Source organism: Mesorhizobium sp. M8A.F.Ca.ET.202.01.1.1 (genome assembly GCF_004791595.1).
In the GTDB taxonomy this organism is placed as follows: Bacteria; Pseudomonadota; Alphaproteobacteria; order Rhizobiales; family Rhizobiaceae; genus Mesorhizobium.
Window position 1 is genome coordinate 66,001 of record NZ_SRUN01000001.1, and the last position, 25,813, is coordinate 91,813.

Sequence of the window (25,813 nt, forward strand, 5' to 3'; positions counted from 1 at the left end):
TTTGATGGTGACGACGATGCCGGCACCGACGGTGCGGCCGCCTTCACGGATGGCGAAGCGCAGCTTCTCTTCCATGGCGATCGGCACGATCAGCTCGACATCGACCGTGATGTTGTCGCCAGGCATCACCATCTCGGTGCCTTCCGGCAGCGACACGATGCCGGTCACGTCGGTCGTGCGGAAGTAGAACTGCGGACGGTAGTTGGTGAAGAACGGCGTGTGACGGCCACCTTCGTCCTTGGTCAGGATGTAGGCTTCGGCCACGAACTTCTTGTGCGGCTTCACCGTGCCCGGCTTGGCCAGCACCTGGCCGCGCTCGACACCTTCACGGTCGACGCCGCGCAGCAGCGCGCCGATGTTGTCGCCAGCCTGGCCCTGATCGAGCAGCTTGCGGAACATTTCCACGCCCGTGCAGGTCGTCTTGGTCGTCGGACGGATGCCGATGATTTCCAGTTCCTCGCCGACCTTGACCACGCCGCGCTCGACGCGGCCGGTCACGACCGTGCCACGGCCCGAGATCGAGAACACGTCCTCGATCGGCATCAGGAACGGCTTGTCGAGCGGACGAACCGGCGTCGGGATGTAGGCGTCGACCTGAGCCATCAGCTCGCGGATCGCGTCCTCGCCGATCGTCTTGTTCGAATCCTCGAGTGCGGCAAGCGCCGAACCCTTGACGATCGGAATGTCGTCGCCGGGGAATTCGTTCTTCGACAGCAGTTCACGAACCTCGAGCTCGACCAGTTCGAGCAGCTCGGCGTCGTCGACCTGGTCGACCTTGTTCAGGAACACCACGATCGACGGCACGCCGACCTGACGGGCAAGCAGGATGTGCTCGCGGGTCTGCGGCATCGGGCCGTCGGCGGCCGACACGACCAGGATCGCGCCGTCCATCTGCGCGGCGCCGGTGATCATGTTCTTCACATAGTCGGCGTGGCCGGGGCAGTCGACATGCGCGTAGTGGCGGTTCTCGGTCTCGTATTCGACGTGAGCCGTCGAGATCGTGATGCCGCGCGCCTTCTCTTCCGGCGCCGCGTCGATCTGGTCATAGCGCTTGTATTCGCCAAAATACTTGGTGATCGCAGCCGTCAGCGATGTCTTGCCGTGATCGACGTGACCAATCGTGCCGATGTTCACATGAGGCTTAGTGCGCTCGAATTTACCTTTTGCCATGTGATGTCTCCATTTCCTGCTCGCCCATGGGGGCTTTGAATTGCGTTACCGCGGCAGCTCTTTCGAGTTACGCGTATTTCTTCTGGACTTCCTGAGCGACCGCGGTCGGGACCGGCTCATAGTGATCGAACTGCATCGTGTAAGCCGCGCGGCCCTGGCTCATCGAGCGCAGGTTGTCGACGTACTTGAACATGTTGGCGAGCGGCACCATCGCGTTGATGACGACGGCCACGCCGCGCGCTTCCTGGCCCTGGATCTGGCCGCGACGGCCGTTCAGGTCACCGATGACGCTGCCGACGTAGTCTTCCGGCGTCACCACCTCGACCTTCATGATCGGCTCGAGCAACTGCACGCCAAGCTTGGGAGCAGCTTCACGGAAGCACGCGCGGGACGCGATTTCGAAGGCCAGGACCGAGGAGTCGACGTCGTGGTAGGCGCCGTCGATGAGCGTCGCCCTGACGCCGATCATCGGGAAGCCGGCGAACGGACCAGCGCCCATGACGCTCTGGATGCCCTTTTCGACGCCCGGAATGTATTCCTTCGGCACCGCGCCGCCGACGATCTTGGACTCGAACACGAAGTCCTCGCTCTCGGAATTCGGCTCGAACACAACCTTGACGCGCGCGAACTGGCCGGTACCGCCGGTCTGCTTCTTGTGCGTGTAGTCCTGCTCGTGCTTGCGGGTGATCGTCTCGCGATAAGCCACCTGCGGCGCGCCGACATTGGCTTCGACCTTGAACTCGCGACGCATGCGGTCGACGATGATGTCGAGGTGCAGTTCACCCATGCCGGAGATGATGGTCTGACCGCTTTCCTCGTCGGTCTTGACGCGGAAGGACGGATCCTCGGCAGCCAGGCGGTGAAGGGCGAGGCCCATCTTTTCCTGGTCGTTCTTGGTCTTCGGCTCGATGGCGATCTGGATGACCGGATCGGGGAATTCCATGCGCTCGAGGATGACCGGGTGCAGCGGATCGCACAGCGTGTCACCGGTGGTGGTGTCCTTGAGGCCGGCCAGGGCGACGATGTCGCCAGCAAAAGCTTCTTCGACGTCGGCGCGCGAATTCGCATGCATCTGCAGCATGCGGCCGATGCGCTCCTTCTTGCCCTTCACGGTGTTGTCGACAGAGACGCCCTTGGTGAGCTTGCCCGAATAGATGCGGGCAAAGGTCAGCGAACCGACGAACGGGTCGTTCATGATCTTGAAGGCGAGCATCGACAGCGGCTCGTTGTCGTCCGCATGACGCTCGATCTCGGCGTCGGTCTTGGCATCGACACCCTTGATGGCCGGAACATCGGCCGGCGACGGCAGGTATTCGACAACGGCGTCGAGCAGCGGCTGCACGCCCTTGTTCTTGAAGGCCGAGCCGCAGAACATCGGGTAGAACTTGACCGCGATCGTGCCCTTGCGGATCAGCGAACGTATCTCGTCATTCGACGGCATCTTGCCTTCGAGGTAGTTTTCCAGCGCCGTCTCGTCCATTTCGACGGCGGCTTCGATCATCTTCTCGCGGTATTCCTCGGCACGCGCCTTGAGGTCGGCCGGGATCTCGACGACGTCCCAGGCAGCGCCCAGGGTTTCGTCGCGCCAGACCAGCGCGTTCATCTCGACCAGGTCGACGACACCCTTGAATTCGGTCTCGGCGCCGATCGGCAGCTGCATGACGACAGCCTGCGCGCCGAGGCGCGAGCCGATCATCTCGACCGAGCGGTAGAAGTCGGCGCCGATCTTGTCCATCTTGTTGCAGAAGATCATGCGCGGCACGCGATACTTGTCGGCCTGGCGCCAGACGGTTTCCGTCTGCGGCTCGACACCGGCATTGGCATCGAGCAGCGCGATGGCGCCGTCGAGCACGCGCAGCGAACGCTCGACCTCGATGGTGAAGTCGACGTGTCCGGGGGTGTCGATGATGTTGAAGCGGTGCATCTTGCCGTCACGGCCCTTCCAGAAGGTCGTGGTCGCGGCGGACGTGATGGTGATGCCGCGTTCCTGCTCCTGCTCCATCCAGTCCATGGTGGCAGCGCCGTCGTGCACTTCGCCGATCTTGTGCGACTTGCCCGTGTAATAGAGGACGCGCTCGGTGGTCGTCGTCTTGCCGGCGTCGATATGCGCCATGATACCGAAATTGCGGTAGTCTTCGATTTTGTATTCGCGGGCCATCGTAGCTGCCTCTCAGTCCTGTTCGCGCTTTACCAGCGGTAGTGCGCGAAAGCGCGGTTGGCTTCAGCCATCTTGTGGGTGTCTTCCCGCTTCTTCACGGCGGTGCCGCGGTTGTTGGCCGCGTCCATCAGCTCGCCGGAGAGGCGGTCGACCATGGTGGTCTCGTTGCGGTTGCGGGCCGCGGCGATCAGCCAGCGGATCGCCAATGCCTGGCGACGCTCGGGACGAACGTCGACCGGAACCTGGTAGGTGGCGCCGCCGACGCGGCGCGAACGCACTTCCACATGCGGCGCGACATTGTCGAGCGCCTGGTGGAAGACGGTGACCGGCTCCTGCTTGGTCTTCGACTGGACCTGGTCCAGCGCGCCGTAGACGATGGTCTCGGCAACCGACTTCTTGCCGTCATACATAACGGCGTTCATGAACTTGGTGACGATCAGATCGCCGAACTTGGGATCCGGGTTGATCTCACGCTTTTCTGCACTGTGACGACGCGACATGGCTTTTGTCTCTCAATCTCGTAGCCCGGCGCGTTCAAGCAACGCCAAGGCCGGAAAATCTTACTTCGGACGCTTGGCGCCGTACTTCGAACGGCGCTGCTTGCGGTTCTTCACGCCCTGCGTGTCGAGCACGCCGCGGATGATATGGTAGCGCACGCCCGGAAGATCCTTGACGCGACCGCCGCGGATCATGACCACGGAGTGTTCCTGAAGGTTGTGACCTTCGCCGGGGATGTAACCGATCACTTCAAAACCATTGGTCAGGCGGATCTTGGCCACCTTGCGCAGCGCCGAGTTCGGCTTCTTCGGCGTCGTCGTATAGACGCGCGTGCAGACGCCCCGCTTCTGCGGGTTCTGCTGCATGGCCGGGACCTTGTTGCGCTTCACCGGCGCAATGCGCGGCTTGCGGATCAGCTGGTTGACGGTAGGCATTAAACCCTCTTGTCTCTCAATTCCGTGTCTCGTGCCGGTCAAGGCTCGCTCAAAGCGTCATTTCCATACGCAAATTCGGGCCACAAACCGCGCCTCGCGGTCTTGCCCGAACAAATCGCAGAGGAAGCGGAAACCGCTTCGTGCACGCCGGAAATGTCTTTTCGCTCGTAAAACGAACCCTGTTTGAGGCAAACTCCAAAGCGTGTCGCTTCGGAAGGGAGAGCCTCACATCGGTTCTGACTGGGCGGCTTCTACTCGTAAGCCCGCGAACCGTCAACCCCGCAGCGGCAAATATTGCATTGAAGCCGGGGCTTGGCAGCCATGCGAAAACCGCATGTAATTTTCTTTCGCCGTTTGGCAAGGGCGAGGAAGAAAGTGACCGGGTTTTGGCTGTTGCGAGGCCTTGCTTCATGCGAAAAGGCCGCATGAACACTGACAATCCCTCGCCGCGAAGGAATCGGCCCGTGAACGACAATGAAGAACGCCCGGTCACCATCATCACCGGCCGGGTGTGGAAGAAGAAAGGCGGCAAGCCGGAAGGCGTGCATGTCATGCTGGTGGCGCCCGATGACGATTCGGCGGTGCGCCGCGCGCTCGAATCGCTGGCTGCCGAAGGCTATGCCGAGGCCGAACTCGACCAGATCGGCGACATGGAGGGCGAGCCCGACGATGAGCCGCATCTTTCGGCCTTCCAAGGCGCGCTTGAAGGCGAAGTGTCGATCGTGACCTTCGACGTGCCGATCTGATCGCAGCGTGGCGCCCCTCGCCTGCCCAGCGTCATGATGCCGATTCGTTCGAATAGCTGGCATGGCCTGCGCTTGCCCGTCATGGCCGATCTGCTAAGAGACGCGCAAACGTCCCAACCCGGCGGAGCCTCATGTCCTCATCCATCTCGCCCATAAGAATCGGCATTGTCGGTGTCGGCAAGATCGTCCGCGACCAGCACCTTCCGGCACTGGCCAAGGATCGAGACTACCAGCTGATCGCAGCGGCCAGCCGGCACGGCAAGGTCGACGGCATCGCGAATTTCCCCGATATAGAGACGATGCTTGGCGCGGTTGCCGAACTCGACGCGGTGTCGCTGTGCATGCCGCCGCAGTTCCGCTATGACGCCGCGCGCAAGGCGCTCGAGGCAGGGAAGCACGTCTTCCTGGAAAAACCGCCGGGTGCCACGGTCAGCGAAGTCGAGGACCTGAAGGCGTTCGCGGTGAAACAAGGCGTCTCCTTGTTCGCAAGCTGGCACTCGCGCTACGCGCCGGCTGTCGAAGCGGCACGGACATTCCTGGCTTCGACCAAAATCAAATCGGCGGCGATCGTCTGGAAGGAAGATGTGCGCCGCTGGCATCCGAACCAGGACTGGATCTGGCAGCCTGGCGGCTTCGGCGTCTTCGATCCCGGCATCAACGCGCTGTCGATTGCAACCTATATCCTGCCGGCCATGTACATCACTTCGGCCGTACTCGATTTTCCGGAGAATCGCGACGCACCGATCGCGGCCCAGGTCGCGTTCCACGCGGCGAACGGATCCGATGTGACCATGGATCTCGACTGGTTGCAGACCGGACCGCAGAGCTGGGACATTCTGGCCGACACGGATGCCGGGCAGATGGTGCTCTCGGGTGGCGGCTCGAAGCTCGCCGTCGACGGCCGTGTCGTCCATGAGGAACCGGAAGCGGAATATCCGATGCTCTACCGGCGATTTGCCGAGATTGTGCATGCCGGCGTATCCGATGTGGACCTTGCACCGCTGCAGCACGTCGCCGACGCCTTCATGCTCGGCAAGCGCAATGTGGTCGAGGCGTTTTTCGACTGAAGATCGCCAGGTGCGCCCCGACGTCAGTCGACAATCGCGATGGCAAAGCCGTCATAGCCCTTGGCGCCCACGGTCTGGATGGCTGTGCCGTCCAGCCGTTTTTCGCCGCCGATGAAGGAAAACGCCGCGCGGGCGCCTTCGACATTGGCATCGCGGCCATCCTCATCCAGCACGGCGCCGTCACGGATGACGTTGTCGCAGACGATGACCGTCCCGGAGCGTGACAGCCGCAAGGCCCAAGACAGATAGTTCGGGTTGTTCGGCTTGTCGGCATCAATGAAGATCAGATCGAACGGGCCGGCATTCTCATTGCCGAGTGCGGCAAGCGACTGGAGCGCCGGACCGACGCGCAGTTCCACCCGGTCCGCTACCCCTGCCCGCTCGAAATTCGAGCGTGCGACCTTGGCATGATGCGGATCGAGTTCGAGCGTCACGACTTTGCCGTCGGCGGGCAGTCCCCGCGCCATCCAGATGGTCGAATAGCCGCCCAGCGTGCCGATCTCGAGCGCCTTTTTCGCGCCGCCGATGCGCGCCAGCAGCGAGAGCAGTTTTCCTTGCGCCGCCGAGACATCGATCGCCGGCAGGCCATTGTCGCGGTTGGCCGCCAGAACCGCGTCGAGAACGGGATCCGCCTCGAAGAGCGAGGAGACGATGTAGTCGTCGACAACCGTCCAGGTCTTCGTGCTCATCTGCTTTCCTCCGATCGTTGAAACGAAAAAGCCGCCGGGTTGCCCCGACGGCTTCTGTTGCCTGAGATTTCTTGCCGTCGCGCTTACTGCGCGGCGGTTGTCATGTCGGCGAGCATCGGCTCGGCCACTTCAACACCGGAGGCCTTGCGGCGCTCGTCGATGATGAGTTCGTCGCGCGAGGTGGCAATGCGCCGGATCTGGCTCATCGTGCCGCCGGTACCGGCCGGGATCAACCGGCCGACGATGACGTTTTCCTTCAAGCCCTGCAGCATGTCGGTCTTGCCGGCAACCGCGGCCTCCGTCAGCACCCTGGTCGTCTCCTGGAAGGAGGCGGCCGAGATGAAGGACGGCGTCTGCAGCGAGGCCTTGGTGATGCCCAAGAGCACCGGCTGGCCTTCGGCCGGCTTCTTGCCGTCCTCGACCAGGCGCTCGTTGACCTCTTCCAGTTCGATCACGTCGACGTGGTCGCCCGGGATGTAGGTCGAGTCGCCCTGCGTGGTGATCTCGACCTTCTGCAGCATCTGGCGAACGATCACCTCGATGTGCTTGTCGTTGATCGACACGCCCTGCAGACGGTAGACTTCCTGGATCTCGTTGACGAGGTAGGACGCAAGCGCCTCCACGCCCTTGATCGCCAGGATGTCGTGCGGCGCCGGATTGCCGTCGAGGATGTAGTCGCCCTTCTCGATGACGTCGCCGTCCTGGAGATGGAACGGCTTGCCCTTCGGGATCAGGTATTCGACCGGCTCGAGCGTCGAGTCATGCGGCTCGATAATGATGCGACGCTTGTTCTTGTAGTCGCGGCCGAAGCGGATCGTGCCGTCGATCTCGGCGATGATGGCGTGATCCTTCGGACGACGTGCCTCGAACAGTTCGGCAACACGCGGCAGACCGCCGGTGATGTCCTTGGTCTTGGCGCTTTCCATCGGGATACGCGCCAGCACGTCGCCGGGGCGAACCTGGGCACCCGGCTCGACCGAGAGAATGGCCTCGACCGAGAGCAGGAAGCGGGCATCGCCGCCCTTTGATAGCTTGCCGACCTTGCCCTTGGTGTCCAGGATGGCAATCGCAGGCTTGAGGTCGTTGCCGCGCGGCGTCGAACGCCAGTCGATGACCTCACGCTTGGTGATGCCGGTCGACTCGTCGGCCGTTTCCTGGACGGAAATACCGTCGACCAGATCCTCATACGACACCTTGCCCTCGATTTCAGTGAGGACAGGACGGGTATAGGGATCCCACTCGGCGATACGCTGGCCACGCTTCACCTTGTCGCCATCGTCCACGAAGATGCGCGAACCATAGGTGACACGGTGCGTTGCACGCTCCTTGCCGGCCTCGTCGAGGATCAGCACCGCCATGTTGCGGCCCATGACCATCTGCTGGCCGTCCGAGTTGCGCACCACGTTGCGGTTGCGGATCTCGACCTTGCCCTCATACGAGGCTTCAAGGAACGAAGAGTCCACCACCTGCGCGGTACCGCCCATGTGGAAGGTACGCATGGTGAGCTGCGTGCCCGGCTCGCCGATCGACTGCGCCGCGATGACGCCGACGGCTTCGCCCTGGTTGACCGGGGTGCCACGGGCCAGATCGCGTCCGTAGCAGACCGCGCAGACGCCGATCCTGACTTCGCAGGTCAGGGCCGAGCGGATGCGGACCGACTGCACGCCGGCCTTTTCGATCTGTTCCACGTCCCGCTCGTCCATCAGCGTTCCGGCCTTGACCAGGACTTCGCCCGACACCGGATGGGTGATGTCGTCGAGCGATGTACGGCCCAGCACGCGCTGGCCAACCGAAGCGACGACCTGACCGGCATCGACGATCGGCTGCATGGTGAGGCCCTTGTCGGTGCCGCAATCCACGGAGTTGACAATGCAGTCCTGCGCCACGTCGACCAGACGACGGGTGAGGTAACCCGAGTTCGCCGTCTTCAAGGCGGTGTCGGCCAGACCCTTGCGGGCACCGTGGGTCGAGTTGAAGTACTCGAGCACGGTCAGGCCTTCCTTGAAGTTCGAGATGATCGGCGTCTCGATGATTTCACCCGAGGGCTTGGCCATCAGGCCGCGCATGCCGGCGAGCTGGCGCATCTGGGTGGGCGAGCCGCGCGCACCGGAGTGCGACATCATGTAGATCGAGTTCATGGGCTTCTGACGGCCATTGTCCTCGAACTCGACCGCCTTGATGCGGGCCATCATTTCGTCGGCGACCTTTTCCGAGCACTTGGCCCAGGCGTCGACGACCTTGTTGTACTTCTCGCCCTGCGTGATCAGACCGTCATTGTATTGCTGCTCGTACTCCTTGGCCAAAGCCTCGGTGTCCGACACCAGCTTGATCTTGGTGTCCGGGATCAGCATGTCGTCCTTGCCGAACGAGATGCCGGCACGGCACGCATGAGCAAAGCCGAGCGCCATGATGCGATCGCAGAAAATGACCGTCTCCTTCTGACCGCAATGGCGGTAGACGGTGTCGATCATCTTGGAGATGTTCTTCTTGGTCATCTCCTGGTTGGCGGTCTCGTAGGGCACGTTGACGTTCTTCGGCAGAAGTTCGCCGATGATCATGCGGCCAGGCGTGGTGTCATGGATCTTCGACACGACCTTGCCTTCGGCGTCGACCGTGCGGAAGCGACCCTTGATCTTGGCGTGCAAGGTCACGGCCTTGGTCTCGAGCGCGTGCTGGAGCTCGCCCATATCGGCAAACACCATGCCCTCGCCCGGCTCGTTCTGGTTGACGATCGAGAGGTAGTAGAGACCCAGGACCATGTCCTGGGACGGCACGATGATCGGCGCGCCGGAGGCCGGGTGCAGGATGTTGTTGGTCGACATCATCAGCACGCGGGCTTCCAACTGCGCTTCCAGCGACAGCGGCACGTGAACGGCCATCTGGTCGCCGTCGAAGTCGGCGTTGAAGGCCGTGCAGACCAGCGGGTGAAGCTGGATCGCCTTGCCTTCGATCAGGATCGGCTCGAACGCCTGGATGCCGAGGCGGTGCAGCGTCGGCGCGCGGTTCAACAGGACCGGATGCTCGCGGATGACCTCGTCGAGGATATCCCAGACTTCCGGACGCTCCTTCTCGACAAGCTTCTTCGCCTGCTTGACGGTCGAGGAGTAACCCTTGGCGTCGAGGCGGGCATAGATGAAGGGCTTGAACAGTTCGAGCGCCATCTTCTTCGGCAGGCCGCACTGATGCAGCTTGAGCTCCGGACCGGTGACGATGACCGAACGGCCGGAATAGTCGACGCGCTTGCCGAGCAGGTTCTGACGGAACCGGCCCTGCTTGCCCTTGAGCATGTCGGACAGCGACTTCAGCGGACGCTTGTTGGCACCGGTGATGACGCGGCCTCGACGGCCGTTGTCGAACAGCGCATCGACGGCTTCCTGCAGCATGCGCTTTTCATTGCGCACGATGATGCCGGGGGCGCGCAGTTCGATCAGCCGCTTCAGGCGGTTGTTGCGGTTGATCACGCGGCGATAGAGATCGTTCAGGTCGGACGTGGCGAAGCGGCCGCCGTCCAGGGGAACCAGCGGGCGCAGGTCCGGCGGGATCACCGGAACGACCTTCATGATCATCCATTCCGGACGATTGCCGGACTCCATGAAGTTCTCGACGACCTTGAGACGCTTCAGATACTTCTTCTGCTTCAGCTCGGACGTGGTCGAAGCCAGTTCCGAACGCAGGTCGCCTGCGATCTTCTCCAGATCCATGCCGGCCAGAAGGTCATGAATGGCCTCGGCGCCGATCATGGCGGTGAAGGAATCCTCGCCATATTCGTCGACGGCGATCATGTACTCTTCCTCGCTGAGCAGCTGGTGCTCCTTCAGCGCGGTGAGGCCAGGTTCGGTGACGATGTAGTTCTCGAAGTAGAGGACGCGCTCGATGTCCTTAAGGGTCATGTCGAGCAGCGTGCCGATGCGCGAGGGCAGCGACTTCAGGAACCAGATATGGGCGACCGGTGCCGCCAGCTCGATATGGCCCATGCGCTCGCGGCGGACGCGCGACAGCGTGACTTCGACGCCGCACTTCTCGCAGATGACGCCCTTGTACTTCATGCGCTTGTACTTGCCGCACAGGCACTCATAGTCCTTGATCGGGCCAAAAATGCGCGCGCAGAACAGACCGTCACGCTCCGGCTTGAAGGTGCGGTAGTTGATGGTCTCCGGCTTCTTGATCTCGCCGAACGACCAGGACAGAATCTTCTCAGGGCTGGCGAGCGATATCCGGATGGAATCGAACACCTGCGCCGGCGCCTGCGGATTGAAGAGATTCATGACCTCTTGGTTCATGCCGTTCTCCTTTTCGGGGTCCTCGAAAACCCCTTGCATCTAACGCGGGCCAAACGCCCGCTGAGTGGTCGGCCCACCGGCCGAAGAAATCGAAGCATCCGGTCGCGGGAGCCTCTCTCGCGACCGGATGTCTTGTTTACTCGGCCGCGTCGGGCAGCCGGACAGGGTTGTCGTCGAGCTTGGTGTTCTCCAATTCGACATTGAGGCCGAGAGACCGCATTTCCTTGACGAGCACGTTGAAGCTCTCGGGAATGCCTGCCTCGAACGTGTCGTCGCCACGCACGATCGCCTCGTAGACCTTGGTGCGGCCGGCGACGTCGTCCGACTTCACCGTCAGCATTTCCTGCAGCGTGTAGGCGGCGCCGTAGGCTTCCAGCGCCCAGACCTCCATCTCGCCGAAGCGCTGGCCGCCGAACTGCGCCTTGCCGCCCAGCGGCTGCTGGGTGACGAGCGAGTACGGACCGATCGAACGCGCGTGGATCTTGTCGTCCACCAGGTGGTGAAGCTTGAGCATGTAGATATAGCCCATCGTCACCTTGCGATCGAACGGCTCGCCGGTGCGGCCGTCATAGAGCTGCGACTGACCGCTGGTGTGCAGGCCCGCCTGCTCCAGCATGATGTTGATGTCAGCCTCATGCGCGCCGTCGAACACCGGGGTCGCGATGGAGACGCCGCGGCGCATCTGCTCGCTGAGGCGAACGATGCTCTCGTCGTCATACTCGCGGACCGGTTCGTTGCGGTCGTTGGCGGGCATGAAGCTTTCCAACGTCTTGCGCAGCGGCTTGATGTCGCCGGCAGCCTTATACGTGTCGATCAGCTCGCCGATCTTCCTGCCCATGCCGGCACAAGCCCAGCCCAGATGCGTTTCCAGGATCTGGCCGACATTCATGCGGCTCGGCACACCCAACGGGTTGAGCACGATATCGGCATGCGTGCCGTCCTCGAGGAAAGGCATGTCCTCGACCGGAACGATGCGCGACACGACACCCTTGTTGCCGTGACGGCCGGCCATCTTGTCGCCGGGCTGCATCTTGCGCTTCACCGCCACGAAGACCTTGACCATCTTCATGACGCCCGGAGGCATTTCGTCGCCGCGCTGCACCTTCTCGACCTTGTCCATGAAACGCTGTTCGAGCGCCTTCTTGGAATCGTCGTACTGGCCGCGCAGGGCTTCCAGTTCGCTCTGGAGCTTTTCGTTCTCCACCGCAAACTGCCACCACTGCGAACGCGGGTACTCGTCGAGCGTGTCATTGGACAGCGTCGAGCCCTTCTTGAAGCCTTTCGGTCCAGCAATCGCTTCCTTGCCGACGAGAACGTCGGAAAGACGCGCGTAGACGTTGCGGTCCAGGATCGCCTGTTCGTCGTCACGGTCCTTGGCGAGGCGTTCGATCTCCTCGCGCTCGATCGCCATGGCGCGCTCGTCCTTCTCCACACCGTGGCGATTGAACACGCGCACCTCGACGACGGTGCCGAAGGTGCCCGGAGGCATGCGCATGGAAGTGTCGCGCACGTCGGAAGCCTTTTCGCCGAAGATGGCGCGCAGAAGCTTCTCTTCCGGCGTCATCGGGCTTTCACCCTTCGGCGTGATCTTGCCGACCAGGATGTCGCCCGGCTGAACTTCGGCGCCGATATAGACGATGCCGGCTTCGTCGAGGTTCTTCAGCGCTTCTTCCGAGACGTTGGGAATGTCGCGCGTGATTTCCTCGGGACCGAGCTTGGTATCGCGCGCCATGACCTCGAACTCCTCGATGTGGATCGAGGTGAAGACGTCGTCGGCGACGATGCGCTCGGACAAGAGGATGGAGTCCTCGTAGTTGTAGCCGTTCCAAGGCATGAACGCGACCAGCACGTTGCGGCCGAGCGCCAGATCACCGAGTTCGGTCGACGGACCGTCGGCGATGATGTCGCCCTTGTTGACCCGATCACCCATGCGCACCAGCGGACGCTGATTGATGCAGGTGTTCTGGTTCGAACGCTGGAACTTCATCAGCCGGTAGATGTCGACGCCGGACTTGCCCGGGTCGAGATCCTCGGTGGCGCGGATAACGATACGCGTCGCGTCCACCTGGTCGACGATGCCGCCGCGGCGGGCGCCGATGGCGGCGCCCGAGTCACGGGCGACGATCGGCTCCATGCCGGTGCCGACGAACGGCGCTTCGGCGCGCACCAGCGGCACGGCCTGACGCTGCATGTTCGAGCCCATCAGAGCGCGGTTGGCGTCGTCGTTCTCGAGGAACGGGATGAGCGCCGCGGCAACAGACACCATCTGCTTGGGCGACACGTCCATCAGGTCGACGTTTTCGCGCGGCGCCATCATCACTTCGCCGGCGCTGCGGCAAATGACGAACTCGTCGACGAAGCCGCCGTTCTTGTCGAGCTCGGCATTGGCCTGCGCGACATGGTGCTTGGCCTCTTCCATCGCCGAGAGATAGACGACCTCATTGGTCAGCTTGCCGTCGACGATCTTGCGGTAGGGGCTTTCGATGAAGCCGTACTTGTTGACGCGCGCGAAAGTCGCCAGCGAGTTGATCAGACCGATATTCGGGCCTTCCGGCGTCTCGATCGGGCAGATGCGGCCGTAATGCGTCGGGTGCACGTCGCGCACTTCGAAGCCGGCACGCTCGCGGGTCAGACCGCCCGGTCCAAGCGCCGAGAGACGACGCTTGTGGGTGATCTCCGACAGCGGATTGGTCTGGTCCATGAACTGCGACAGCTGCGAGGAACCGAAGAACTCGCGCACGGCGGCGGCCGCCGGCTTGGCGTTGATCAGGTCCTGCGGCATGACGGTGTCGATCTCGATCGAGGACATGCGTTCCTTGATCGCGCGCTCCATGCGAAGCAGGCCGACGCGGTACTGGTTTTCCATCAGCTCGCCGACCGAACGCACGCGGCGGTTGCCGAGATTGTCGATGTCGTCGATCTCGCCCTTGCCGTCACGCAGTTCGACCAGCGTCCTGACCACGGCCAGGATGTCGTCCTTGCGCAGCACGCGCACGGTGTCCTCGGCCTTGAGCTCCAGGCGCATGTTCATCTTGACGCGGCCAACGGCGGACAGGTCGTAGCGCTCGCTGTCGAAGAACAGCGAGTTGAACATGGCTTCGGCGGTCTCAAGCGTCGGCGGCTCGCCCGGGCGCATGACACGGTAGATGTCGAACAGCGCGTCCTGGCGGCTCTCGTTCTTGTCGACGGCGAGCGTATTGCGGATATAGGCGCCGACATTGACATGGTCGATGTCGAGGACCTGGATCTCCTGCTCGCCGGTGCCGAGCAGCACCTTGAGCGTCTTGTCGTCGATCTCGTCGCCGGCCTCGAGGAAAATCTCACCGGTGGCATAATTGACGATGTCCTCGGCCAGGTAGTTGCCGAGCAGATCCTCGTCGGTCGCCTTGATCGCCTTGAGGCCCTTCTCGCCGAGCTGACGCGCCTGGCGGGCGGTGATCTTCTTGCCCGCCTCGACGACGATCTCGCCGGTGTCGGCATCGACCAGGTCGCCGACGGCCTTGAGGCCGCGGAAACGCTCGACGTTGAACGGAATGCGCCAATGGTCGCCGGCGCGCTTGTAGGTGATCTTGTTGTAGAAGGTCGACAGTATCTCCTCGCCGTCCATGCCGAGCGCCATCAGCAGCGACGTCACGGGGATCTTGCGGCGGCGGTCGATGCGGGCGTGGACGACGTCCTTGGAATCGAACTCGATGTCAAGCCACGAGCCACGATAGGGGATGACACGGGCGGCAAACAGAAGCTTGCCCGACGAGTGCGACTTGCCCTTGTCGTGATCGAAGAAGACGCCCGGCGAGCGATGCATCTGCGAGACGATGACGCGCTCGGTGCCATTGACGATGAAGGTGCCGTTCAAGGTCATGAGCGGCATGTCGCCCATGTAGACGTCCTGCTCCTTGATGTCCTTGATCGACTTGGCACCGGTATCCTCGTCGATATCGAACACGATGAGGCGCAGCGTCACCTTCAGCGGCGCGGCATAGGTCAGGTCGCGCTGACGGCATTCGTCAACGTCGAATTTCGGTCCTTCGAACTCGTACTTCACGAACTCCAGCATGGAGGAGCCGGAAAAATCGGAGATCGGGAAGACCGACTTGAAAACAGCCTGCAGCCCTTCGTCCGGACGTCCGCCCTTGGGCTCGTCCACCATCAGGAACTGGTCATAGGATGCCTTCTGAACCTCGATGAGGTTCGGCATCTCCGCAACTTCCGGGATCTTTCCGAAAAACTTGCGTACGCGTCTGCGGCCATTGAAAGTCTGGGTCTGGGCCATCGTCGCTCCTTAGCTCTAAACTCGGGACGAACCTCGCCGCGGTTCGTCTTGCATACTGAGCCACCTGGCCGGCGGCTCTCTGTCTGTTCTCCGGCCGCCTTTTCCAATTACTTGGCGGCTACCGGCTAAAACGGGAGAAAACCCGTTTCCTGAAGGCCGGTTTACGGCCCTCAGGAAAGAGGTTTTCGTACATCTCGCGTCACGCAGCCTCCCCTGGTCACCCAAGGGAGTGGCGGACGGCGCGAGGCCGCCCGCCGCTTTTACGCTTACTTCAGGTCGACCTTGGCGCCGGCTGCTTCCAGCTGGGCCTTGAACTTGTCGGCGTCGGCCTTGGAAACGCCTTCCTTGACCGGCTTCGGAGCCGCTTCGACCAGGTCCTTGGCTTCCTTGAGGCCAAGACCGGTGATGGCGCGGACTTCCTTGATGACGTTGATCTTCTGAGCGCCGGCGTCGGTGAGGACGACGTCGAATTCCGTCTTTTCCTCGACGGGGGCAGCAGCAGCGGCAGCGCCGCCAGCAGCGGCAACCGCGACCGGAGCAGCAGCCGAAACGCCCCACTTTTCTTCCAGAAGCTTCGACAGCTCAGCCGCCTCGAGGACGGTCAGCTTCGAAAGGTCGTCTACGATCTTTGCGAGATCAGCCATTGTTGTATTCCTTCGTTAGGTTCGAACGTGTGTTTTTGATAGCGAGGAACGGCCTCATGCCGCCTCGTCCTTCCGGGCGTAAGCGCCGATGACGCGCGCGACCGAGGCCGCTGGCGCATTGACGATCTGGGCGATCCGGGTTGCCGGCGTGGCGATCATGCCAACCAGCCTGGCGCGCAGCTCATCGAGCGACGGAAGTGTGGCGAGTGCCTTCACACCGTCGGCGTTGAGCGAGGTGGTGCCCATTGCGCCGCCGAGAATGACGAGCTTGTCATTCCCCTTGGCGAAATCGGACGCGACCTTCGGCGCCGCAATCGGATCCTCCGAATAGGCGATCAGCGTCTGCCCCTTGAACAGGTCGATGATCGATGCGGAGTCCGTGCCCTGAAGAGCGATTTTGGCGAGACGGTTCTTCGCGACTTTAACGGTGCCACCGGCGGCGCGCATTTTCGACCGAAGGTCGTTCATTTGCGCGACGGTGATACCGGCATAGTGGGCCACGACGACTGAACCTGCGCCCGAAAACGCATCATTCAGGCCCGTGACGAGTTCGCGTTTTTCCGCTCTGTCCACTGCCTATCTCCAGTTGACCCCTGCCCCGTCAATGGGAACATTCCCATTTGCGAGGACAGGCGTCGGGTTGCCTTTTTGCCGGCCGGGCCATCCAGTAACGGATCTCCCGAACGACGCTCGAGGATCCTGCCCCCTTTCGCCACATCGACGGTCAAGCCGGCGATGCGCAGACAAAAGGCAAACACGGTTCGAACCTTTCATTGGAGCTTGTCGCTCCGTTGTCCGGTTTTCACCCGTCTCATGCAGGCCCACATGAATTAAGGCCCTCCTCTTGAATCAAGACTCGGGCCGCCCGCAATCTCGGACAGGATGTCCGGAAGCCTTCCGGCTTCCGGTACCGGGCCCAGGATAAATCCAAGGCCCGGAATTCAGTCACGGATCAGCCTTCGCGAGGCCGATCCAAATGGTCTAATCAGGACGCGGCGAGCGTCGAGACGTCGAGCTTGAGGCCCGGGCCCATCGTCGAGGTGACAGACACCTTCTTGACGTAGTTGCCCTTGGCGCCAGCCGGCTTTGCCTTGGTCACCGCATCGGCGAAGGCACGGATGTTCTCTTCCAGCGCCTTGACGTCGAACGAGACCTTGCCGACGCCGGCATGAACGATGCCGGCCTTCTCGACGCGGAACTCGACCGCGCCACCCTTGGAGGCCTTGACGGCCGCGGCGACATCGGTGGTGACGGTGCCGACCTTCGGGTTCGGCATCATGCCGCGCGGGCCGAGCACCTTACCGAGGCGGCCGACGAGCGGCATCATGTCCGGCGTGGCGATGCAGCGATCGAAATCGATCGTGCCCTTCTGGACGATGTCGACCAGATCCTCGGCACCGACGATGTCGGCGCCGGCGGCCTTGGCCTCTTCAGCCTTGTCGCCACGGGCGAACACGGCGACACGGACCGAGCGGCCGGTGCCATTCGGCAGATTGACCACGCCGCGGACCATCTGGTCGGCATGACGCGGGTCGACGCCGAGGTTCATGGCGACTTCGACGGTCTCGTCGAACTTCACCGAGGAGCGATCCTTGAGCAGCTTCAGCGCGTCAGCGAGCGCGTAAGCCTTGTTGGGAGCGATGCCTTCACGGGTCTTCGATACACGCTTTGCAATCTTTGCCATGATCTCAGCCCACCACTTCCAGACCCATCGAGCGGGCGGAGCCCTCGACCATACGCATGGCCGCTTCGACGTCGTTCGCGTTCAGATCCTTCATCTTGGCAGTCGCGATTTCGCGAACCTTGTCGCGCGAAACGGTGCCGGCCTTGACCTTGCCCGGCTCCTTCGAGCCCGACTTCAGGTTCGCGGCCTTCTTCAGGAAGTAGCTCACCGGCGGCGTCTTCATGACGAAGGTGAACGACTTGTCCTGGTAATAGGTGATGACGACCGGAACCGGCGATCCCTTTTCCATTTCCTGGGTCTGCGCGTTGAACGCCTTGCAGAACTCCATGATGTTGATGCCGCGCTGACCAAGCGCCGGGCCGATCGGGGGCGACGGCGTAGCCGATCCCGCGGAGACCTGGAGCTTGAGCTGGCCTGCAATTTTCTTAGCCATCTCTTTTCCTGCCTTTGTCTATGCCGGCCCCACTATGGGAAACACCGGCGGTTGCAGTCTGGTGGTGCGGTTCTTGCGGCCGGCTAAAGCCGCCTTCGCCTCCCACCGTTCTCAGGCCACGCGCTTCCGCGCCGCCTCCCCTGACCGCCGAACCGACGCCAGGGATTTCGGATCAGCCCTTTTCGACCTGTCCGAATTCCAGATCTACAGGCACGGCGCGCCCGAAGATCGAAACTTCCACCTTGAGCCGCGCCCGCTCCTCGTCCACTTCCTGGACGAAACCGTTGAACGACGCGAAGGGACCATCCGAAACGCGGATCGCCTCGCCGATCTCGAAGGTGACCGAGGGCTTCGGCCGCTCGACGCCTTCCTGCACCTGGTTCAGGATGCGCTGCGCTTCCGCCTCGGTGATCGGCACCGGCTTGGAGTCCCCGAGGAACCCGGTGACCTTCGGCGTGTTCTTGACCAGCGAGAACACGGCGTCGGTCAGGTTGGCCTTCAGGAGCACATAGCCCGGGAAGAACTTGCGCTCGGCGTCGACCTTGCGGCCGCGACGAACCTCGACGACCTTCTCGGTCGGCACCACGATCTGCTCGATATCGGCGGACAGGCCCTTCTGCTTGGCCTTGTTCTCGATGTCCTCGGCGACCTTCTTCTCGAAGTTCGAATAGGCGTGGACGATGTACCAGCGCGTAGCCATTTTTACGACTTCTCCGTAATCGCCGGACTTAGCGTCCAATGCCCAGAATCTGCTCGACCGCGAGGCCCATGAGCTGATCCGCGGTGAAGAAGAAGATCATCGCGATCACAGCAAAAGCCAGGACCATGACCGTCGAGATCATCGTTTCGCGGCGCGACGGCCAAGTCACCTTGGCTGTCTCCGCGCGCACCTGCTGGAGAAAGACGAAAGGATTTGTGGTTTTCGAAGCCATATGCCGCCTGTCTTCAAGACCCGTTGGCCGGGCCCCCTGGATGATCCCGCTGACCGGGACGTGCCGCCTGAGCCCAATCTCGCGCCGAATCAGCGCAATCATTTCGCCCATGCAAATCAGACGCGTAAAGCCGGCTTCCCAGCTTCACGCGTCGCGTGTCTGTTCCATCTACATAAAACCGATTCTTGATCCACGCAAGTGGCAAGTGTCCGCTTTATGACCAAACGCCGCCTCGGAACCATCCAGTCGTTCCGTCCCGGCTATGGCGCCCTTATGCCCCAATCGGGCTAATATGGCAAGCGGGTCGCCGATTTTCAAAGGCCGCCCGCAAAAATCGTTGTGATGCCATCTTGGAAAATGGCACGGGCAGCAGGGCTCGAACCTGCGGTTTTGGAGACCGAATAGCCTTCACTCATCCGATTGTTTTACCAGCAATTTACGACATATCGGCATTCGATGTGCAAAGATTTGTGTAAGAAATCGTCAATCCAAATGCCTGCTACGCGGCGCGTTCAGTAAATCCTGGCGGCACGATCGGTGGGGCGGGAGGTAGAAGGGACACGGCGGGCGCAAGCTTTCCCGACAGCTTGCCCTCAAAGTCCGGCAATGTCGTTGGCATGCCCGATGTGAGCGCCTTCACCACATCATCCAGCGTGGTGAAGATCGTTTGGTCAATGACAAGGGTTGCCTCGGTAACTATTTGAAGAACTTGGCGCACCGCGCCGGATGATGATGAGAGCCACGTCTACGCTATAGCCCTCCTGTAAGCCGATGCGAATTCCGCATGAACGGCTGGCCGGATAGGCCGGGATTGGAACGTGAACGAAAGCTATGTTCTGAAATCAGAGTGTTGCGTCTACAGGCGCGTTACTGCTCCCAAGTCGGCGGCGTCCCGATCTGTTCGCGCAATGCTGTCATGAACGCACCAAGTTTTGCGGATGGCTTGGCGAGTGCCCGCAGTAGATAAATGCCGGTGGGGCGCCTGTTCCAACTCTCGCCGCCAAGGCCAAGGCGGATCAGCGCTCCGCTTCGCACGTCTGGACCAACAACCCAGTCCGCCAATAGGCCAATACCCATGCCTACGAGTGTGGCCAAGCGCATGGCCTCGAAATCGTCCGAGCGAAAAGCAACTCTGTCCAGCGCATCGCTACCCGCAGGGCGGCCCAGCACATCGCTCCAGCCGAGAAGGTCAGCGCCATGCAGTTTGTCGATGAGCGCATGTTTTGAGAGCGAGGCCACGTCCGCAGGCGTCCCTTTGCTGTCCAAATAAGAAGGACTAGCGACCAGAAGCCGCTTCTGGTCGGCGAGTTTGGTGGCGATCAAGCTGCTGTCGGATAATTCGCCGATGCGGATCACGGCATCGAAACGGTCCGCAACAGGATCGGCGAGTTTTTCAGTGAGATCAATTTCTGCCGTGATAGCGGAGTGCTCTGCCATCAACGATCCAAGGGCCGGAATTACATAGCGCCTCCCGAATGTAGGAAAGCAGGCTATCCGCACCACCCCTGCTATTGCGCCATCAAAGGCAGCGATTTCCGCCCGTGTATCGGCCAGCGCATCCAGAAGATGCTGCGCGCGCTCAAACAGCCTTTGACCGGCATCGGTCAGCGCCAAGGCGCGAGTGGAGCGGATGAGGAGCGGTACGCCCAGGCTCTCCTCCATGGCTCCGATCTGACGCATGATGGCGGATGGGGTCACCGCCCGGCGCCGCGCTGCACTGGAGAAGCTGCCGCCGCGGACGACATCGACAAAAATGGCCATCTGCTCGGCGAAACGAGGATCGGTCATTTGTGCGGCCAGCGCAAAACGGTTTGAAAGACAGCGGACATTATCATCGGCGCACCGGCAGCGCATATTTTCTCGCGTCGGGCGGGATGCTTCCGCCCCCAAAACCGAAGGAAAAACACATGGTTGCCGTTCTCGAAGACCGTATTCTGTCGCAGTCTGCCTATAGCGCCGAGATCGATGTGCCGCTAGAGGCTATCGACATCGCCGATTGGCTGTTCACCCTGCCGGAAGCCGAATACCAGCGCTGCTGCGTTCCTGACCATATCGCGGCCGGTGTTACCACGACGGATGATGGTCGCCGCATGTCCATCAATGTCGAGCAAATCGGCTCGGGCCTGGTCGTCCAGCATTATATCGCCGAGGTTGCCGAGAAGAACTATTGCCGGATGAATTCGATCTCCGATGTCTTCACCGCCAATGGCCGCACCCAGGTCAATGTGGTGTGGGAATTGATCGCTGAAGCCATGGACGACGGGCGCACCCGCTACACCAATCGCGTCACTGCGCATCCCACCGATGTGTTCATGGCTTTCCTCGCTGAACATGGCCTCTCCTATGAAGATGCCGCCAAGGCACGCCAAGACGCGGGTGGCGATCACAACAGCCGCGAAACCCCTATGTTTGCCGCCAGCATTGCCCGGCGCGCGCTTGCCAACCGCAAATAAGGTTCAGAGCCATGCGCGCTATCGTCTATGAAGAGTTCGGTGCGGCAGAGGTTCTGCATGTGGCCGAGGTTCCTGTACCCCACATCCGTCCCACCGATCTTTTGGTCAAGGTTGCTGCGGCGGGTGTCAATCGCGCCGATCTCCTGCAGCGCACCGGCTTTTACGGCGCGCAACACTTCGGCGAGAGTCCGCTTCTCGGGTTGGAAGTGGCGGGCGAGGTGATTGCAGTCGGCGATGCCGTAACAGACGTCGAGATTGGCGCGCGGGTGATGGCGATTGTCGGCGGCGGCGGTTACGGCGAGATTGCCCGCGTCGATCGCGCCATGGCGGCGCCCATTCCAGAGAGTATGCCCTTTCACGAAGCGGCGGCGGTGATGGAATCCTTTGTTACCGCCGTCGAGGCGGTTTCAAATCTGGCTCAAATCAACACCGGCCAAAAGGTGCTTGTCCATAGTGCGGCGGGCGGGATCGGCTCGGCTGCTGTACAGGTTGCCCATAGCTTGGGAGCGGTGGTGTATGCCACCGCTTCCGCGTCCCGCCACGATGATGTGCTGAGCATTGGCGCAGATGTCGTCATCGATTACCGGACGGGCGATTTCGAAGCCGAGATTGCCGCGCGCACAGGCGGCACAGGAGTGGATGCGGTGATTGATTTTGTTGGCGGCGACTATCTCGCCAAGAATTTGCGCAGCCTGAGGCCGGGCGGGGTACTGGTGCAGGTAGGCATCTTGAGCGGCCAGAATGATGCTGTCATTCCGCTCAATCTTGTTCTGCACAATCATCTGCGTCTCGTCGGCACGGTCATGAAGTCACGCACAGCCGCAGAGAAGCGGGCCATGGTCCAACGCTTCGCGGCCCTCGCCTTGCCGCTATTCGCAGCGGGGAGACTGCGTCCCTTGATTGATCACGTATTCCCGCTCGCCGAAGCCGCAGACGCCCACCGCCGGATGGAAGCGGGCGGCGGCTTCGGCAAGATTGTGCTGACGCTTTGAGTCCCCACAATCTCGCGGCGCAATCTGGAGAGGAAATTATGGCGCGCCCGACGCGATTCGAACGCATGACCCCTTCCTTCGGAGACCGTGTTCGCTCAGTGACATGAATGCTTCTAACCAACTGAAAAGATTGGTGGGCGGTATAGGATTCGAACCTGTGACCCCTACCGTGTGAACGTCGAACAGTGCCAAATCGGGCTGTCATTGCGCCGATAGACGCGAACTTTGCCTTCCAGAATCGTGTGCTTTTCCGCCACCGCCACACACTCCCTGCGCGCGTGCAGGTTTGTGAAAGACATATGCAAGGCTAATGTCAGCCCGACAAAGCTATCTCTAGGCGCCTGATTTTCCTTGGAAAATGGCACGGGCAGCAGGGCTCGAACCTACGACCTGCGGTTTTGGAGACCGCCGCTCTACCAACTGAGCTATGCCCGTACACGTGCGCCTTGGCGCAGGCGCTTCCTAAAAGCTTCCGCACGCTCTGTAAAGAGTGGTTTGCAAGCAAACATGCCTTAACCCCTGCGCCAGAAATCGGGATAGTCGACGACCAGCCCCTCGGCATCGATCTCCAGTTCCCGCCTGAAGTCGCTGGCGCGCGATTCATAGAGGTGGCGCCTGCCCTCTTCGAGGCACGTGTAACGCTGCGGGTTGCGCACGACAGTGAGTGCCGGGAAATCGATGAAGGCAGTGGCGATCTCGGCACTCTGCCCGGCCGAAAGCGCCAGGCGCCGGATCGGCAGCGTGTTGGTAAAGGGCGTGACGGTGAGGTCGGGTTCGAGCACGCCCGCCAGCTCGGGCATCGGCACGCCGTCCCTGGTCCAATGACCATCGCCATCGGAGGCCAGGACAAGCGTCCGGCCATCGCCGATCATATCGACCGTGACACTCTTCGCGTGCCAGCCGGCATCGCAGGTAATGCGGTAGCGGACCGCAAATGGCGTCTCGCCCGAGCAGATGACGACAGAATCGGTCAGGAACCGGCCCGCTTGCTCCCCCAGCACAAGATGTTCGAAGCCGGGTCCATCCCACTCGCGCCAGCGCACGATCTTGGCATCTTGCGGCATCAATCATCGACCTCCCTGGCAAGCGGAAGCTATTTTGCGTCCGGCACCCGGTACGGCCCGCCAGGCACTCCCCAGCCCCAGGCGGGCATCGGTTCGGCCTCGGGATCGCAGGTCTCGCCGAGATTGGAATTCATCTTGGCCAGTCGAGACCCCCATTCGACGTAGCCCATGAAGGCGGAACGGAATTCTGGATCGTCCGGCAGGCCGACCTGATCCGCCGCGTCGGCGAGAAGATTGATCCAGCGGCGGCGCTGCTCCTCGGTCAAATGCTTGCCCAGATGATGCATGACCATTTCGCGGTGGCCGCCGAATTCCTCGCTGTAGGTTTTCGGTCCGCCGAAGACCTCGCCGATGAAGGCGGCGACATGGACCGGGTGATCCGGCGACATGTGTTTGAACACCGGGCCAACGACCGGATCCTTTGCCACCTTGTCGTAGAAGGTTTGCGTCAGCCGGTTCAGCGCCTCGCTGCCGCCGGCCCATTCGTAGAGTGTCGGAACGTCCTGGCTCATTCTCGATCCTTCGCCGGCCCCGCAGCCGCGACGATAGCGGAAATCGAGCATCGCTCAACCTGCCTCGATGGGCAGTTTGCCAACGTCGCCGTGCTCTACAGCTTGGCAGGCGCATCAGCCTGTGCATTGGCGGCTGGCAGGCCTTGGCAATTGTCGGGCTTGGCAATGGCCTTGCAAACCGTGGAGCCGGTCAGCGCGTCGACCGATTGCGGTCCCGTTGTCAGTCCAGCCTTCAGCATCGTGTCCGGGTCAAGTTGCCCCTCGGACGAGCGTCGCTCGATCGCCGCGAACAGAGCGGGACCGATCGCCATCTCGTTGAGATACGCCTTGACCACCAGCTTCTGTCCCATCGGATACAGGCTGAGCCGCGCCCGGGGCCCGACAAGCCGTCTGGCACCGCCGGCGACCATGAGCGCACAGGCAGAATCACACTCCACCCCGGCATCGATGGTCAACCCCGCATAGGCTCCCTCCGTGGCCAGGCAATTCCACGCGCCGGGGTCGCAGTCGACGAAATCGGTCCGGGCAACGGCGATGTCGAGCTTTCTTTCATGGATAAGTCGTCCCATTGCGAGAGCGCTGGGCAGGTCGCCACCGCGTGAACTGATGACGACAGGCAGCCGCCGATGGCCAAGCGTGGCCAGCAACTGCCGCAGTTTCCGCGGCGTCTGGTTCGTTATCGCACCTTCCGCCGATATCCATTCCGGACAGTCGGGATTGCACAGCGGGTTGCTGCCGCGAACCACGATGAAGCGCATGTCCCCGCCGGCCTTCGCGGTGTCCGGTTGAACGGGTCCGGCAGTCATGGATTTTTCCGCGGCCGATGGCGTCGTCTTGTTTGCAGGTCCAGCTATCTCCCGGCAGTTCGTGGCCGGCCGGTTCAGCCTGCACAGGCTTGCCGTGGTCAACAAATCTACCGCGTCCCGGCTGGTGACCAGCTTCATCGTCAACATGGCGTCGAGCGGAATCTGACGAATCTCGCTCGCCGGCGTGGCCTTCATGATTTCCAGCACGCCATCGCCTATACCCATTTCCCTCAGGTACACCGAAAGCGTCTTCTCGACGGTCCTGCTCATCTCGTAGGTTTTGTAGCTGCCTGCGTTTTTACGGCTGACCACCTTGGTGCTGATGATCTTCTTCTTGCCGTTCACGATCCGGTACGTGGTCCGGTAGAGCAGCCTCTCGCGGTGGAACGTGGTGGTGATCTGGTGGACGCCGAGATAGCCGTAATCTCCAACCACGCGGCGGACACCGCCGGAAAACATCAATGGACAGGCCGAATTGCACATGGCTCCGTCGTCATAGGCCACCCCGAAATAGTCGGCACCCTTGCCCTTGTTGTCCTCGCAGTCGCCCATTGCCGGCTGGCAACCGGAAAAAACCGTCACGCCGACGGCGATATCGAGCTTGTTCTTGCGGATCATCCGGCCCAGGGCCAGCGCCGCATCGACATTACCGCCGGGCGAATTGACGACCACCGGCAATTGCCTTCCCTTGAGCGCCTTGAGCGTGCGCTTGAGGAGCGACGGCGTGTCCGCCGCGATGGTGCCGTCCGCCGATATCCATTCAGGACAGTTGGGTTCGCATCCCGGAGCGTTGCTGCGCACGACGACGAAGCGCATCGGCGGGATTTCGGGAGGCCCATCTTCCGCTTGCGCTGTCACAATAGGCAGAGCCATGGCGACGACGAGGCAAACCAGTGCCCACAACCGCCATGCCTTCCCATCGAAACGGCGCCTTGAGACCACTGTTGGCAAAGCTCCCTTGGTGCAACCTATACTAGT

21 protein-coding genes and 1 tRNA gene are annotated in these 25,813 nt (G+C 61.9%); 4 read left to right on the forward strand and 18 right to left on the reverse strand.

Features of this window, described 5'->3' with window-relative positions; genetic code table 11:
* The 4 genes from tuf to rpsL all read right to left on the reverse strand — a co-directional run.
* A partial coding sequence (tuf, locus tag EN845_RS00385; RefSeq protein ID WP_135931254.1) for an elongation factor Tu occupies positions 1–1,170 on the reverse strand: 1,170 nt, incomplete at its 3' end.
* 67 nt (positions 1,171–1,237) lie between these two features.
* The gene (gene fusA / locus EN845_RS00390) at positions 1,238–3,328 is read right to left on the reverse strand and encodes an elongation factor G (RefSeq protein WP_127869367.1); all 2,091 of its coding nucleotides are present in this window, start codon (positions 3,326–3,328) and stop codon (positions 1,238–1,240) included.
* A 29-nt stretch (positions 3,329–3,357) separates the two neighbouring features.
* Positions 3,358–3,828: a 30S ribosomal protein S7 gene (rpsG, locus tag EN845_RS00395; RefSeq protein ID WP_008875664.1), complete on the reverse strand. Its 471-nt coding sequence runs from the start codon at positions 3,826–3,828 to the stop codon at positions 3,358–3,360.
* 60 nt (positions 3,829–3,888) lie between these two features.
* A complete protein-coding gene (gene rpsL / locus EN845_RS00400) occupies positions 3,889–4,260 on the reverse strand; it encodes a 30S ribosomal protein S12 (RefSeq protein ID WP_006333356.1) in 372 nt (123 codons plus the stop codon).
* Positions 4,261–4,724: 464 nt separating this feature from the next.
* On the opposite strand from rpsL, the gene EN845_RS00405 reads away from it, so the two are divergent.
* Entirely contained in the window at positions 4,725–5,006 is a 282-nt protein-coding gene (locus EN845_RS00405; protein WP_127277968.1) for a transcriptional regulator, read from the forward strand.
* A gap of 143 nt (positions 5,007–5,149) precedes the next feature.
* Positions 5,150–6,073 carry a Gfo/Idh/MocA family oxidoreductase gene (locus EN845_RS00410; RefSeq protein WP_189522864.1) on the forward strand — a complete coding sequence of 308 codons (924 nt, stop codon included), beginning with the start codon at positions 5,150–5,152 and terminating at the stop codon, positions 6,071–6,073.
* A gap of 23 nt (positions 6,074–6,096) precedes the next feature.
* Here the strand turns inward: EN845_RS00410 and EN845_RS00415 are convergent, their stop codons facing one another.
* The 10 genes from EN845_RS00415 to EN845_RS00460 all read right to left on the reverse strand — a co-directional run bounded on the left by EN845_RS00415 (position 6,097) and on the right by EN845_RS00460 (position 20,796).
* Entirely contained in the window at positions 6,097–6,762 is a 666-nt protein-coding gene (locus tag EN845_RS00415; RefSeq protein ID WP_127869369.1) for an O-methyltransferase, read from the reverse strand.
* Between the two features lie 83 nt (positions 6,763–6,845).
* Positions 6,846–11,042 (reverse strand): DNA-directed RNA polymerase subunit beta', encoded by a 4,197-nt coding sequence (rpoC, locus tag EN845_RS00420; RefSeq protein ID WP_127277965.1) that lies wholly within the window; start codon positions 11,040–11,042, stop codon positions 6,846–6,848.
* A 136-nt stretch (positions 11,043–11,178) separates the two neighbouring features.
* On the reverse strand, positions 11,179–15,315 hold the full coding sequence (gene rpoB, locus EN845_RS00425) for a DNA-directed RNA polymerase subunit beta (RefSeq protein WP_127869370.1): 4,137 nt from the start codon (positions 15,313–15,315) through the stop codon (positions 11,179–11,181).
* Positions 15,316–15,581: 266 nt separating this feature from the next.
* Entirely contained in the window at positions 15,582–15,959 is a 378-nt protein-coding gene (gene rplL, locus EN845_RS00430) for a 50S ribosomal protein L7/L12 (RefSeq protein ID WP_006202136.1), read from the reverse strand.
* Positions 15,960–16,013: 54 nt separating this feature from the next.
* Positions 16,014–16,532, reverse strand: coding sequence for a 50S ribosomal protein L10 (gene rplJ / locus EN845_RS00435; protein WP_027146631.1), 519 nt, complete (start codon positions 16,530–16,532; stop codon positions 16,014–16,016).
* Between the two features lie 412 nt (positions 16,533–16,944).
* Positions 16,945–17,643, reverse strand: a complete 699-nt coding sequence (gene rplA, locus EN845_RS00440) for a 50S ribosomal protein L1 (protein ID WP_127869371.1) — start codon at positions 17,641–17,643, stop codon at positions 16,945–16,947.
* A 4-nt stretch (positions 17,644–17,647) separates the two neighbouring features.
* Positions 17,648–18,076, reverse strand: a complete 429-nt coding sequence (gene rplK, locus EN845_RS00445) for a 50S ribosomal protein L11 (RefSeq protein ID WP_010909262.1) — start codon at positions 18,074–18,076, stop codon at positions 17,648–17,650.
* 172 nt (positions 18,077–18,248) lie between these two features.
* Positions 18,249–18,776 carry a transcription termination/antitermination protein NusG gene (gene nusG, locus EN845_RS00450; protein ID WP_015317996.1) on the reverse strand — a complete coding sequence of 176 codons (528 nt, stop codon included), beginning with the start codon at positions 18,774–18,776 and terminating at the stop codon, positions 18,249–18,251.
* 28 nt (positions 18,777–18,804) lie between these two features.
* On the reverse strand, positions 18,805–19,008 hold the full coding sequence (secE, locus tag EN845_RS00455; protein WP_013531408.1) for a preprotein translocase subunit SecE: 204 nt from the start codon (positions 19,006–19,008) through the stop codon (positions 18,805–18,807).
* 867 nt (positions 19,009–19,875) lie between these two features.
* Positions 19,876–20,796 (reverse strand): LysR family transcriptional regulator, encoded by a 921-nt coding sequence (locus EN845_RS00460; protein ID WP_127279518.1) that lies wholly within the window; start codon positions 20,794–20,796, stop codon positions 19,876–19,878.
* Between the two features lie 119 nt (positions 20,797–20,915).
* On the opposite strand from EN845_RS00460, the gene EN845_RS00465 reads away from it, so the two are divergent.
* Positions 20,916–21,461, forward strand: coding sequence for a hypothetical protein (locus EN845_RS00465; protein ID WP_127279519.1), 546 nt, complete (start codon positions 20,916–20,918; stop codon positions 21,459–21,461).
* 11 nt (positions 21,462–21,472) lie between these two features.
* Positions 21,473–22,453 (forward strand): NAD(P)H-quinone oxidoreductase, encoded by a 981-nt coding sequence (locus EN845_RS00470; protein WP_127869372.1) that lies wholly within the window; start codon positions 21,473–21,475, stop codon positions 22,451–22,453.
* Positions 22,454–22,812: 359 nt separating this feature from the next.
* On the opposite strand, the gene EN845_RS00475 is transcribed toward EN845_RS00470, so the two are convergent.
* The 4 genes from EN845_RS00475 to EN845_RS00490 form a co-directional block, all read right to left on the reverse strand.
* Positions 22,813–22,888 (reverse strand) — tRNA-Trp (locus EN845_RS00475).
* Between the two features lie 77 nt (positions 22,889–22,965).
* Positions 22,966–23,517: a putative glycolipid-binding domain-containing protein gene (locus EN845_RS00480; RefSeq protein ID WP_127869714.1), complete on the reverse strand. Its 552-nt coding sequence runs from the start codon at positions 23,515–23,517 to the stop codon at positions 22,966–22,968.
* Positions 23,518–23,546: 29 nt separating this feature from the next.
* Complete coding sequence (locus EN845_RS00485) at positions 23,547–24,029, reverse strand: group II truncated hemoglobin (protein ID WP_127869373.1); 483 nt, start codon at positions 24,027–24,029, stop codon at positions 23,547–23,549.
* A gap of 95 nt (positions 24,030–24,124) precedes the next feature.
* Positions 24,125–25,777, reverse strand: coding sequence for a hypothetical protein (locus EN845_RS00490; RefSeq protein WP_127869374.1), 1,653 nt, complete (start codon positions 25,775–25,777; stop codon positions 24,125–24,127).
* Positions 25,778–25,813 lie beyond the last annotated feature (36 nt).

What these genes read in the sequence shown, in the direction of transcription:
- EN845_RS00485 (WP_127869373.1), bottom strand. Translation starts at nt 24,029, where the DNA reads ATGAGCCAGGACGTTCCGACACTCTACGAATGGGCCGGCGGCAGCGAG.
- rpoC (WP_127277965.1), bottom strand. Translation starts at nt 11,042, where the DNA reads ATGAACCAAGAGGTCATGAATCTCTTCAATCCGCAGGCGCCGGCGCAG.
- rpsL (WP_006333356.1), bottom strand. Translation starts at nt 4,260, where the DNA reads ATGCCTACCGTCAACCAGCTGATCCGCAAGCCGCGCATTGCGCCGGTG.
- rpsG (WP_008875664.1), bottom strand. Translation starts at nt 3,828, where the DNA reads ATGTCGCGTCGTCACAGTGCAGAAAAGCGTGAGATCAACCCGGATCCC.
- rpoB (WP_127869370.1), bottom strand. Translation starts at nt 15,315, where the DNA reads ATGGCCCAGACCCAGACTTTCAATGGCCGCAGACGCGTACGCAAGTTT.
- EN845_RS00465 (WP_127279519.1), top strand. Translation starts at nt 20,916, where the DNA reads ATGGTTGCCGTTCTCGAAGACCGTATTCTGTCGCAGTCTGCCTATAGC.
- rplL (WP_006202136.1), bottom strand. Translation starts at nt 15,959, where the DNA reads ATGGCTGATCTCGCAAAGATCGTAGACGACCTTTCGAAGCTGACCGTC.
- secE (WP_013531408.1), bottom strand. Translation starts at nt 19,008, where the DNA reads ATGGCTTCGAAAACCACAAATCCTTTCGTCTTTCTCCAGCAGGTGCGC.
- EN845_RS00415 (WP_127869369.1), bottom strand. Translation starts at nt 6,762, where the DNA reads ATGAGCACGAAGACCTGGACGGTTGTCGACGACTACATCGTCTCCTCG.
- rplA (WP_127869371.1), bottom strand. Translation starts at nt 17,643, where the DNA reads ATGGCAAAGATTGCAAAGCGTGTATCGAAGACCCGTGAAGGCATCGCT.
- EN845_RS00480 (WP_127869714.1), bottom strand. Translation starts at nt 23,517, where the DNA reads ATGCCGCAAGATGCCAAGATCGTGCGCTGGCGCGAGTGGGATGGACCC.
- EN845_RS00470 (WP_127869372.1), top strand. Translation starts at nt 21,473, where the DNA reads ATGCGCGCTATCGTCTATGAAGAGTTCGGTGCGGCAGAGGTTCTGCAT.
- EN845_RS00460 (WP_127279518.1), bottom strand. Translation starts at nt 20,796, where the DNA reads ATGACCGATCCTCGTTTCGCCGAGCAGATGGCCATTTTTGTCGATGTC.
- nusG (WP_015317996.1), bottom strand. Translation starts at nt 18,776, where the DNA reads ATGGCTACGCGCTGGTACATCGTCCACGCCTATTCGAACTTCGAGAAG.
- rplK (WP_010909262.1), bottom strand. Translation starts at nt 18,076, where the DNA reads ATGGCTAAGAAAATTGCAGGCCAGCTCAAGCTCCAGGTCTCCGCGGGA.
- fusA (WP_127869367.1), bottom strand. Translation starts at nt 3,328, where the DNA reads ATGGCCCGCGAATACAAAATCGAAGACTACCGCAATTTCGGTATCATG.